Source organism: Acinetobacter sp. neg1 (genome assembly GCF_000788125.1).
In the GTDB taxonomy this organism is placed as follows: Bacteria; Pseudomonadota; Gammaproteobacteria; order Pseudomonadales; family Moraxellaceae; genus Acinetobacter; species Acinetobacter vivianii.
Genome location: NZ_JSZD01000006.1, coordinates 794,209 through 805,862 on the forward strand (window position 1 = coordinate 794,209; position 11,654 = coordinate 805,862).

12 protein-coding genes are annotated in these 11,654 nt (G+C 41.5%); 6 read left to right on the plus strand and 6 right to left on the minus strand.

Annotated elements, in window-relative coordinates:
- The first annotated feature begins 98 nt into the window (after positions 1–98).
- A complete protein-coding gene (xseA, locus tag PJ15_RS04685; protein ID WP_047428486.1) occupies positions 99–1,376 on the plus strand; it encodes an exodeoxyribonuclease VII large subunit in 1,278 nt (425 codons plus the stop codon).
- The gene (xseB, locus tag PJ15_RS04690; protein WP_047428489.1) at positions 1,351–1,548 is read left to right on the plus strand and encodes an exodeoxyribonuclease VII small subunit; all 198 of its coding nucleotides are present in this window, start codon (positions 1,351–1,353) and stop codon (positions 1,546–1,548) included. Before xseA ends, xseB begins: the two co-directional genes overlap by 26 nt.
- A 415-nt stretch (positions 1,549–1,963) precedes the next feature.
- Here the strand turns inward: xseB and PJ15_RS04700 are convergent, their stop codons facing one another.
- Positions 1,964–2,653: an LrgB family protein gene (locus PJ15_RS04700; RefSeq protein ID WP_047428492.1), complete on the minus strand. Its 690-nt coding sequence runs from the start codon at positions 2,651–2,653 to the stop codon at positions 1,964–1,966.
- An 11-nt stretch (positions 2,654–2,664) separates the two neighbouring features.
- Positions 2,665–3,096: a CidA/LrgA family protein gene (locus PJ15_RS04705; protein WP_047428493.1), complete on the minus strand. Its 432-nt coding sequence runs from the start codon at positions 3,094–3,096 to the stop codon at positions 2,665–2,667.
- A 110-nt stretch (positions 3,097–3,206) separates the two neighbouring features.
- Between PJ15_RS04705 and PJ15_RS04710 the strand changes: the two genes are divergently transcribed.
- Both PJ15_RS04710 and yghU read left to right on the plus strand, forming a co-directional pair.
- A complete protein-coding gene (locus tag PJ15_RS04710; RefSeq protein ID WP_123774940.1) occupies positions 3,207–4,124 on the plus strand; it encodes a LysR family transcriptional regulator in 918 nt (305 codons plus the stop codon).
- Between the two features lie 113 nt (positions 4,125–4,237).
- Positions 4,238–5,089: a glutathione-dependent disulfide-bond oxidoreductase gene (gene yghU, locus PJ15_RS04715; RefSeq protein ID WP_047428499.1), complete on the plus strand. Its 852-nt coding sequence runs from the start codon at positions 4,238–4,240 to the stop codon at positions 5,087–5,089.
- 100 nt (positions 5,090–5,189) lie between these two features.
- Here the strand turns inward: yghU and PJ15_RS04720 are convergent, their stop codons facing one another.
- The 4 genes from PJ15_RS04720 to PJ15_RS04735 form a co-directional block, all read right to left on the minus strand.
- Positions 5,190–6,338, minus strand: coding sequence for a DUF1624 domain-containing protein (locus PJ15_RS04720; RefSeq protein WP_047428502.1), 1,149 nt, complete (start codon positions 6,336–6,338; stop codon positions 5,190–5,192).
- Positions 6,339–6,464: 126 nt separating this feature from the next.
- Complete coding sequence (locus PJ15_RS04725; RefSeq protein ID WP_047428505.1) at positions 6,465–7,355, minus strand: LysR family transcriptional regulator; 891 nt, start codon at positions 7,353–7,355, stop codon at positions 6,465–6,467.
- A gap of 198 nt (positions 7,356–7,553) precedes the next feature.
- A complete protein-coding gene (locus tag PJ15_RS04730) occupies positions 7,554–8,540 on the minus strand; it encodes an aldo/keto reductase (RefSeq protein WP_047428509.1) in 987 nt (328 codons plus the stop codon).
- A 25-nt stretch (positions 8,541–8,565) separates the two neighbouring features.
- A complete protein-coding gene (locus PJ15_RS04735; RefSeq protein WP_047428512.1) occupies positions 8,566–9,750 on the minus strand; it encodes an MFS transporter in 1,185 nt (394 codons plus the stop codon).
- Positions 9,751–10,050: 300 nt separating this feature from the next.
- Between PJ15_RS04735 and PJ15_RS04740 the strand changes: the two genes are divergently transcribed.
- Both PJ15_RS04740 and PJ15_RS04745 read left to right on the plus strand, forming a co-directional pair.
- Complete coding sequence (locus PJ15_RS04740) at positions 10,051–10,545, plus strand: cyclophilin-like fold protein (RefSeq protein WP_047428514.1); 495 nt, start codon at positions 10,051–10,053, stop codon at positions 10,543–10,545.
- 14 nt (positions 10,546–10,559) lie between these two features.
- Positions 10,560–11,630, plus strand: coding sequence for an alpha/beta hydrolase (locus PJ15_RS04745; RefSeq protein ID WP_047428518.1), 1,071 nt, complete (start codon positions 10,560–10,562; stop codon positions 11,628–11,630).
- Positions 11,631–11,654: the final 24 nt, after the last annotated feature.

Consider the following 11,654-nt stretch of genomic DNA (forward strand, 5'->3'; position numbering starts at 1 on the left):
TACTCAAAACAAAAATAAATAAAAACAAGATAGGTCTTATTTGTTATCAGGTTAATCCATTTGCTACTATAGCCCTATCCTATTCATCGTCTGATCCAATGTCTGAACCGCAACTCTCTCTAAGCGATTATCTAGCAACGGTACAGGAAATCATTCGCCTGACCTTTGACGAACCTGTTTGGGTAAAAGCCGAGATTCGGAATCTGAGTATCAAAGGTGGACATTACTACCTTGAACTGGCTGAAAAAGAACAAGACACAGACAAAGTCATCGCAAGCTGTAAAGCCACCATCTGGAAGTTCACTGCTTCAAAAATTGTGCTGAAGTTCGAGCGTGAAAGTGGCATTGAACTTTCCAAAGACTTGAATGTACTGATTAAAATCAAAGCTCGCTTTGACCCTCAATATGGTTTTTCAGTCAATATTGAAGATATCGACTCTAGTTTTACTCTAGGCGATATTGCCAAACGTTATCAGCAAATCCTTGCACGACTCAGCAGTGAGGGGTTGCTTCCACTGAATAAAACCCTTCCTACGCCGTTTGATATTGAGCATGTGTTGGTGATTGCGCCCGAAAATGCGGCTGGATTAGGTGACTTTAAGAAAGATGCCGATGCATTACATCAAGCTGGCGTCTGTGATTTTGTCTATCACAACGCAACTTTTCAGGGAAATACCGCTGCGCACAGCATCATGGAATCCTTAGGTGCGGGACTACGTCAATGGGCAGCAGACTACAACTTTCCACCCGACCTGATCGTAATCATTCGAGGTGGTGGTGCAGTCAACGATCTGGCGTATTTAAATGACTATGATCTTGCCGCCCTGCTGTGTAAACGCAAAGTGCCGATTTGGGTCGGGATTGGACATGAAAAAGATCGAACTATTTTAGATGAGATTGCCCATCGTTCTTTCGATACGCCAAGTAAGGTGATTGCAGGTATTCGTAATCTGATTTCAGAGCGTTCTGTAGAAGTAATGGAACATTTTCAAACCATTAAATTGCTGTCTCAACATCAGATTACTGCTTATCAAAGCCAGAATGACCAATTGATCAGTCGCATCAAGTCACAGTCTGAAAATCAAATCAGTACCAGCTATTTGCAGCTTCAAGTTGCCAGATCAACACTGCAATATTTTGCCAAGCAACAACTGAAAACAGCTTCAACTCAAATCGAAACATTAATGCGGGAAACCTTGTTGCAAAACCCGAGAAATGTACTGGCTAAGGGTTATGGCATTGTCCGCAATGAAAATAAAGCGATTCGCTCAATCCATCAAGCGAGTTCATCCCTATCTATTGAAATGCAAGATGGCTATATCCATGCCCAGCTTACCGAGGTGATTGATCATGACGAAGAAAGAATTAAGCTTTAAAGATGGTTATGCTTTATTAAAAAAGAATGCCGAACTGCTCGAAGCACAGGAAGAACCTGACATTGATAATTTGATGAAAATCGTCGAAGAGTCAATGACGGCTTACAAAGCCTGTAAATCCAGAGTCGATGCAGTACAACAAGCCTTAAACGAGACATTTAAGGATGACTAGCCATCGTCTGACTATGTTTCATAGCTTGACCTGAAAGGTCAGCTCATTCTTCTGCATTTATATAATACTGCTAACTTCATGATCAATTGGTCTATATTTATAGCGCCATAAGATAAATACTCGGATTCAGGAATATTTTTTTTGATGTAATTCAATCGACTGATATATTCATCAATCCGATCATCCATGAACAAATAGAAGTGATACCCTTCCAATAAACCATGCTCATTGTTTTCTATGATCTTTGACTTCTCAAAATTAATAAACAGCTCATCAGTCATAAAACTTTTCTATATATCATTGAAGAAATGTAGTTCATAAAAAAGATTATTTCATGTGGTTATGACGAACTTATGAATCAGTTCTCATAATTTCTGTTATCCATCGTTCTATCTAAACCCAGTCAACGAGGTGGTTAGAGTAATAACCACAAATGAATGGCGAATGGCCCAACCAGCACCATCAAGATACCAGCAATCACCATGGTTAAGCTGGCAATCACACCTTCTTCATTATTCCGTTGTTGGGCTCTCGAGGTACCAAAACCATGAGCAGCATTACCGAATGCAGCACCATTTGCCACAGCAGAACGGATTTTGGTGAATGCTAAAATGGCATCACCACAAATCATACCAACCAAACCTGTAATCACGGTAAATAGCGATACCAATGCTGCTGAACCATGAATATCTTCAGCTAAAATCATCGCAAAAGGTGTTGAGATAGAACGAGCCATCAAACTATTGGTGACTTCTGGACTGAAATGAAAGAGCTGTGCCATCTCATAAGCCGACATTACCCCAACGCTCATGCCAACAATAATCGCGATGGATAAAACACCGATATTTTTACGGATGGTAGCGCGATAACGATAAATAGGCACAGCAAAGGCAACCGTTGCAGGCCCAAGTAAATTGACGATCCATTGCGTATCTTGGGCATAGGTTTGATAAGAAATACCAAAAATCGCCATTAATACAATTGTCAGCACTGGCACACTAATCGCGGGTGAAAGCCATAATTTAGGGTGTTTCTGATAGAGGCGTTTTGCAACCACATAGGCGACCAAAGTCCAGATCAGACAGAGGATTGACCAGATATTCATGTGAAATGCCTTTAAATATGCTTATGCTGGAAAGGTTTACGTGCTTGCAAATAGCTTTTGAGACGATTGTAATAATGAATGGTTAAGCAGGTACTCAACATCACCAAGATCGTCCCTAGTGAAATACTCAGTACAATTTGCCAGCCTTCGGTCATAAACAGGGTTTTGTACTGAACTACGGCAACAACTACAGGCACAAAAAACAGCAATAATTCGCCGAGAACGACCGAAGCGCCCATCGCCACCTGATCCATTTTAATAATCTTTAGGAATAGACAGATTAGCAGCAGCAACATGCCTAAAATCCCTGCGGAGATCGGGACACCTAATTGTTGATGCAAAACATAACCAACACCCCAAAAAGCCGCCAGAATTAAAATCTGTTTGACCAATGTGAAGAAGCTGTTTGGGGAAGACGTTTCAGAAACGGAATCAGTGCTCATGACAACAAATAAGATGGTGAACTACATCATTATGTTATCCCAGTGCTATTGGCATAATATGAATTATTCATGTTAAAATTATGCCAAAATGGAATAATATTTTATTCATCATGCTTTCATTCAAATCACTGCAATGCTTTGTCACTTTGGTCAAAACCCAAAGCTTTACCCGTACCGCAGAACAGCTCTATCTGACGCAACCAACCATCAGTAAAATCTTGCAGCAGCTTGAGCAACAACTACAGGTACAGTTGTTGGTAAAGCCAGAACATGGCCGCAAGAGACAGGTTGAACTGACGGAAATTGGCCAGCGCATCTATCAGCATGCGCTTGAGCTTTTGCAGGCAGAACAAAATATTTTTCTGGAAATCGAAAACTACCAGCAATTAAAAACAGGCACTTTAAAGCTTGGGGTTCCACCTTTAGGCTCTCAACTGCTGACCACTGCCCTATTTGATTATCATCAACAATGGCCAGAGATCGAACTTTCCTTTCTTGAAGTCGGTTCCAAAGGGATTGAACAGGCCTTACTGAATAATGAACTGGATGTGGGTGTGTTGTTACATCCTTTCGACCAGCAGATCTTTAATAGCATCGAATTGTGTGATTATCCGTTGATGGTGCTATTACGGCGAGATGCGACATGGGCCACACGCAAGAAAATCAATCTGGAAGAATTACAACATCAATCCTTTTTAATGTTTCCTGAAAATTTCTCGCTCAATCGTATTATTCTGGATGCATGCCAGCAACATGGTTTCTACCCAAGCATTGCCTGCCGTACCAGTCAATGGAATTTGCTAGCAGATATGGTGCTACAGCGTATGGGGATTGCCCTATTGCCGCAATATTATACCGACATGCTCGATCCTGAATTATTTGCAGCCATTCCGCTCGAAAAGCCCAATATTCAGTGGCATCTCGCTATGGCATGGAAAAAGAACCTGCCCGTCTCTCCCGCAGTACAGGCGTGGCTTAACGTGATTGATCAACACTTTCAGGTGATTCATTCAAAAGCTGGTGAATAACAGAGCCGTATTATTTATTCAAAATCAGTTAAAGCTTTGCCACAAAAAAACTACCCAACATAGGGCTGGCTGACCTACACTGAATCAATCGATTCGTGACATGGCAAATAATAATGAATGACTCAAACTACATCCCACCCAAAGTCTGGCAATGGACTGGAGACAAAGCCGATTTAAATCAGCCAACTTCAGGGAGTCGCTATGATCAGCAATTACCTGTTGGACAACATCCACTCCAGCTATATTCGCTTGCCACCCCGAACGGGCAAAAAGTAACGATTCTGCTTGAGGAATTACTGGCATTGGGACATACAGAAGCTGAATACGATGCATGGTTAATTAAAATTGGTGAAGGCCAACAATTTGGTAGTGGCTTTGTTGAAATTAACCCAAATTCTAAAATTCCCGCCTTGGTAGATCATAGCCAAAACCCACCACTTAGAGTGTTTGAATCAGGTTCAATTTTGCTCTACTTAGCTGAAAAATTTAAGGCCTTCATTCCCACTGATCTTGCTGCACGTACCGAATGTTTAAACTGGTTATTCTGGCAAATGGGCAGCGCGCCTTATATTGGTGGAGGTTTAGGACATTTTTATGCCTATGCACCAGTAAAAATTGAATATGCCATTAACCGTTTTGCGATGGAGACTAAACGTTTACTGGACGTATTAAACCAGCATCTGGCAAAACACGAATACCTCGCGGGTAATGAATATAGCATTGCCGATATTGCAGCTTTTCCGTGGTATGGCAGCGTTGTAAAAGGCTGGGTTTATAATGCGGATGAGTTTTTAAGCGTCGATCAATATAAACATGTGCAACGTTGGGCCGATGCCATTTTGGCACGTCCTGCGGTACAACGTGGGCGTATGGTAAATCGCACCTTTGGCGATTTAGCTAGCCAACTGCATGAACGACATGATGCCAGTGACTTTGAAACCAAAACGCAGGATAAGTTGCAATAAAACAATTAAAAACCTCTTAGCTGGCTAAGAGGTTTTTTAAGATTCAAATGCTTAATCCAAATAGATCTAAAGATGATTTAGACATCTATTTTTCAAAAAACTAAAAATATTTAAGCAAAGGAATATGCTTATTGCGGTGTTTAAAGGAGGAGAATTTCAGCATCGCTGGATATAACAGAATGCTTAGGATTATCGCGATTCCCCATACTGTAGCCATATGATCCACGCCATAATAATCTCCATAATTATGTCCCCAAATACCTACAGCAATGACATATAACGCTTTAAGTACAAATAAATGCACGATGTAGAAGAACATAGGCACAGAGCCAAATATGATTAAAGGCTTAATCCAGTTTTTGGTTTCAACCTTCTGGAGTAACACCAGAACAATAAGTCCGATACCGACATTCCATAAAATGAAAAATAATGAAGGTGGATATTTGGTCAGGTTTAGGAAACTCATCACTGTTTCACTCCACGTTGGCATCATTTCCCAAGGTTGGTCACCGTAAATGTTGAGCGCCCTTAATATGAGAAATAAGGCAATGCCAATCAAACCAAAAGTGATGAGCATACGATTCTTTTGCTGAGTCGTTTTCAGTTTGCCAAAAACGACGTGGCCAAGACAATAACCTAAAGTAATCACGCCAATCCAGGGCAAGACAGGATACGATGTTCTAACCCGTAGCACATCTCCAAAGTTTATCCAGCCCCGCTCATGTAAGACCAACCATATCCCATTCATGACAGAACCCTGTGCGAATGAAATATTGTCCATTAAATTATGTCCAAAAATGATCAGCAAACTGATGCCCCACAACAATTTTTGCGGCAAGCCAACCAATAATGCCAAGGCAATCATACTAAAACCAATTGCCCAAATGACTTGTAAATAAATCACATCGGGTGGGAACTGGCCTGTCCATGCGAAATTGACAATCAGCAGCTCAAGTCCAATCAAAAATAAACCACGCTTCAATAAAAATTCGCGCGTCATTGCAAGACTATTGTTCTTGGCTTGATAGAGATAAGCAGATAAACCCGTAAGCACCACAAAAACTGGCGCACAAAGATGGGCTAAGACTCGGCTAAAAAATAGTGATCCTTCTGTTTCAGAAATAACCATCGGATCTGGGACTTGATGATGTAAGTAGAATGTTTCCCGTACATGATCAACCATCATGATGAGAATCACCAACCCTCTGAGCGCATCAATCGCTTGTAAACGTTGAGATAAAGCAGACATAAAATCAAAAAACAAAATAAAGATATGTTATATCATAACAATAAATATAAGGTGAATAAAATAGATGGTAAAAAATTAGGGGATATTAAAGCAGTTATTCGAAGTCAGTTAATTTTATTGATCTGATTAAATTCTCAGTAAATCAATCACGAGCCTGAATGCAGAAGATTGTTGTCTACGGTGAGGATAATAAAGATGGTAACCTGAAAACTGGATACTATATTCCTCCAGGACCTGAACTAAATCACCCTGCTGGATTTCTTTTTCTATCATGTCTTTTGGGATATAGGCCAGTCCCATACCCGCTTTCACAGCTTGGGCAATATCAAAACTTTCATTAAATACCCATTGCGGATTAATCTTAACTTTAAATTCCTGTTTTTCTTTTTCAAACTCCCAAGCGTAGATTCCACCTTGGGTCATTAATCTAAAACCAATACATTGATGCTGGTCTAGATCTTTTGGGGTTTGAGGCATTCCATGTTGCTGGAAATATTCAGGTGTTGCAACCACAGCCATTTTAACATCTTCGCCAATACGAACGGCCACCATACCATCAGCGACACGACTACCAAATCTCACTCCAGCATCAAAGTGCTCCGCCACAATATCGACCATCCCATTATTGGCACTGAACTCTACTTCAACATCTGGATAAAGATGCGCAATTTTTGCCAGTTTTGGAATCAAGATATGTTGTATAGCGTGGCTGCTGGCATTGATTCTCACTCTACCTGCGGGCGTATCCCGAAACGTATTGAGTAATGTCAGTTCATTGTCAATCTGGTCAAAGCTGGCACTAATGGTTTGTCTTAAACGTTCCCCAGCTTCTGTGGGTGAAACACTCCGTGTCGTCCTGTTTAACAATAATATTCCCAATCGCTCCTCTAAACCCCGAATCGTATGACTCAGGGCAGACTGAGAAACCCCAAGTTTGCCCGCCGCCTTGGTAAAGCTTCCTTCTCTTGTTACCATTAGAAAAGCATGTAAATCGTTATAATTTTCTCTGCTAATCAAGGCTGTTTCCTCATCAAATTCATTTTATAAGCATACGTATCGTCCACTTATTTTGGACTTTATATGGAATCTATTATTCATAAAATACACGCATAACTCTATTAATTTTTACACACAGACCTTCTGTTCTTTTGCTTATGAATCATGTCTATTAAAATAAAAAAAGCCCTGCTAGACCAGTATCTAACAGAGCAATTGTTACCAAGCATAGGCCTGCGGTGCTTCTCCACAAGGCTGCCAGATCTCATCAAGTTTTGCCATTGTTTCTACTGAAAGCTGTATATCCAATGCTTTGATATTTTCCTGTAACTGCTCTACGGTACGAACGCCACTAATCACGGAAGTCACAGCAGGTTGATGTAATAACCAAGCCAAAGCGACCAATGCAGGGCTTTGGCCTAGTTCAGCACACAGAACTTCATAAGCTTCAAGTTGTGGGCGCAGTGCTTGGATTCTCTGTTGTAGTGCTGGGGTTGCTCTACGACTACCTTGTGGAAGCTCATCAAAAACCCCACCTAATGTGCCCATACCTATCGGACTCCATGGAATTAAACCAATACCATAATGTCGTAATGCCGGGATCACTTCCAGTTCAATACTACGTTGGGTCAGGTTATACAGACTTTGCTCTGATACTAAACCGAGCTGATGACGAGCATTGGCCGTACATTGAGCAGTGGCGATGTCCCAACCAGCGAAATTACTACTACCCACATAAGTAATTTTACCCTCACGGATCAACTGCTCCATGGCCTGCCAGATTTCTTCCCATGGTGTATTTCGGTCAATATGATGCATTTGATAGAGATCAATATGATCTGTTTTTAAACTCTTCAAACTGGCTTCACAAGCACGTTTGATGTGATACGCAGATAATCTTCGATCATTTGGGCCTGTATCCATCGGTTGATACGCTTTGGTTGCCAAAACAATTTTATCTCTACGCCCGCCTTGAGCTAACCAGCGACCAATAATTTCCTCTGATGTCCCAAAACCCTTTTCCATATCGGGTGATTGTGGCCCACCATACACATCTGCGGTATCAAAGAAATTAATTCCTTTCTCTATCGCCTCATCCATGATTTTAAAACTGGTGGCTTGATCAGTTAACTCTCCGAAATTCATTGTACCCAGTGTAATACGGCTGACTTGTAAACCTGTACGTCCTAAATATGTATATTGCATAAATAATTCCTTAAGATATCAATTGTTATGCCACTTTCAAGCGTGAAACCCAAAGTGTTAAAGCAGCAGAAATAATTAAAAGAATTGCACTCATCGCAAAAGTTGTCTGATAGCCACCATGATCAAATAATAGACCGCCAACAGTTGAACCCAATGCGATACATAGCTGAACAATTGCGACGAATAAGCCCCCGCCTGCTTCGGCATTATTCGGGAAAGTCTGGGCAATCCAGCTCCACCATCCCACAGGTGCGGATGTTCCAAGCAGGCCCCATAGCCCTAGCATCACGATGACCAAAACGGTCCATGTTCCAAAGCCAATTAATGTGAATGCAATGGCTGCCATGAGAAGTGGAATAGCAATTAAAGTTCCGTAGAAATGACGTTTTAATACAAAGCCGATTAACAGCGTACCGACAAAGCCCATGACCCCAATCACAAACAGAGTAAAAGATAATGTAGATACACTGGTCTGCGTCACCGTTTCCAGAAATGGACGGATATAGGTATACAGCGAGAACTGCCCCATAAACAGCAGACCCGTTGCTAGCATGCCAACCAAGACAATAGGTTGCTGCAACAGATGAAGTATCCCTGCTGATGAGCTGTAAGTAGAAGCTTTGTTTTTTAATGAGGGAAGGCTGATCCATTGCCAGATAAAAGCAAGTATCGCAACAGGCACCAAACAAAAGAATGCACCACGCCAGCCAATCATTGCCCCCAAATAGCTTCCCAGAGGTGGTGCCACCACCGTTGCCAAGGCATTACCACTGTTAAAAATTGCCAAGGCTCTCGGCACTTGACTGTTCGGTACAAGACGAATCGCCGTTGCTGCTGACATTGACCAGAAGCCCCCCACAACTACACCAATTAAAACCCGACCAAACATGTAGAACCAATAATTAGGAGCAAGTGCAACCACCGCTCCTGAAACTGCCATTAATGCGGTCAAGGCAAGCAGTAAGATTTTACGATTGATGCTGCCTGCTAGACGTGAAATCGATAGACTGGTGATAACCGCAAATGCACCTGAAATCGCAATACCATATCCAGCCAAGCCTTCCGTAACACTTAAATCTTTGGCAATCGGAGTTAATAAACTGACGGGCATAAATTCGGAGGCGATCAATGCAAATACACACAAGGTCATGGCAAATACGCCACTCCAGTATGTGGGCTGCTGCTCTATCTCGGAAGATTGAGATGTCATAGGCTCTCTCTATAAAAATCAGACAGCCATGATAAAGATACCGCATCACCTGAATAAGTACCTTCCCAAGAATAGAGTTATGAGCCTAATTCATCAATTAGGATTCAATAAAGCAATTTCTTCAGAATAAAAATTATTTTAACCCTGAATTTATGAATGAGATTCATAGGACTATACCATTTTTAGGGGCTAATCCTTGGCTATCTTCGCCTTTATACTGATGAACAAATCATTTCAGCAGACAAGTTAAGTTCATGCTGACGTTTAAAACGTTAACTGCCACCTGATTGGGAAAACAACATGATGCAAGAAATTAAACCTGACTTTTGGGTTATCGGTAACATTGCTTTACTTGTCCTGACACTTGGAATCAGTGCACGTACAGAAGCCAAAACCCATGCAGAACAATCTGCTTCACAAAAGGTTTCCAGTATGAATATTCGTTTTGATATCGAAGGCTCAGCTCAGCCAGTATTTGTTCGCTTAAAAGATTCACCGACTACACAGGACTTTATTAGACAGCTTCCTCTTAGTTTAGAACTGACTGATTACGCAGCAACAGAAAAAATTGCCTATCTGCCTGAAAAACTGACCTCACAGGGAGCTCCAAAGGGACATCCAGCCAAGACTGGCGATATTGCCTATTACGCCCCTTGGGGCAATCTCGTGATCTTTTACAAAGACTTCGATGGTGTTGCCAACAACCTCATTTATCTGGGCAAATTCAATACTTTGCCAAAAGCATTTTCAGACAATAAGCCCTTTAAGGTCACGATCTCAATTGATTCAAAATAACAGGAATGAACCCTATGTCTTCTGAAGCACCTGCAACACCACACCGTTTTCTAAAAAAAACTTTTGCTATTCTTAGCCTGAGTATTGGAGCGTTATCTATGAACCAAGGCGCATTGGCCAATCAGGACTTAAAGCTCACTACCAAATGGGACAAGACTTTTGTGCAAAGTAACAAAGTCGAACATCAGAAAGTGACTTTTAAAAACCGTTATGGCATTACTCTCGCTGCTGATCTGTATATCCCTAAACATGCTAAAGCTAAACTTCCAGCGATCGTGGTTGGTGGTCCATTTGGAGCTGTAAAAGAACAATCTTCTGGACTCTATGCACAAACAATGGCGGAACGCGGTTTTGTTACGCTTGCATTTGATCCGTCTTATACAGGTGAAAGTGGTGGTGAGCCACGTAATATTGCTTCGCCAGATATCAATACCGAAGATTTTAGTGCCGCGGTAGACTTTATCGGACTGCAACCCAACGTTGACCAAAACCGCATTGGAATGATCGGAATCTGTGGTTGGGGCGGTATGGCACTCAATGCGACTGCGGTAGATAAACGTGTCAAAGCCGTTGTTACAAGCACGATGTACGATATGACCCGAGTGATGTCTAAAGGATATAATGACAGTGTCACACCTGAACAGCGTAACAAAACCCTAGAACAACTCAGTGCTCAACGTTGGATCGATGCAAAAAATGGCGAGCCAGCTTCTCAATCACCTTATAATGTATTAAAAGGTGGCGAGGCACAATTCCTAGTCGATTATCATGACTACTATATGACGCCTCGTGGCTATCATCCTCGTGCAGTCAATTCTGGCAATGCCTGGTCAGTGACGACACCAATTTCATTTATGAATATGCCAATTTTAACGTATATAAAAGAAATCTCACCGCGCCCTATTCTTTTTATTCATGGTGAAAAGGCCCATTCACGTTACTTTAGTGAAACAGCGTATGAAGCGGCAGCACAACCGAAAGAACTCTATATAGTTCCAAATGCCAATCATGTTGACCTGTATGACCGTGTTGACATAATTCCGTTTGATAAGATGACTCGTTTCTTTAATCAAAACTTAAAGTAAATATGATTTTAGCCAAGTTAAGTG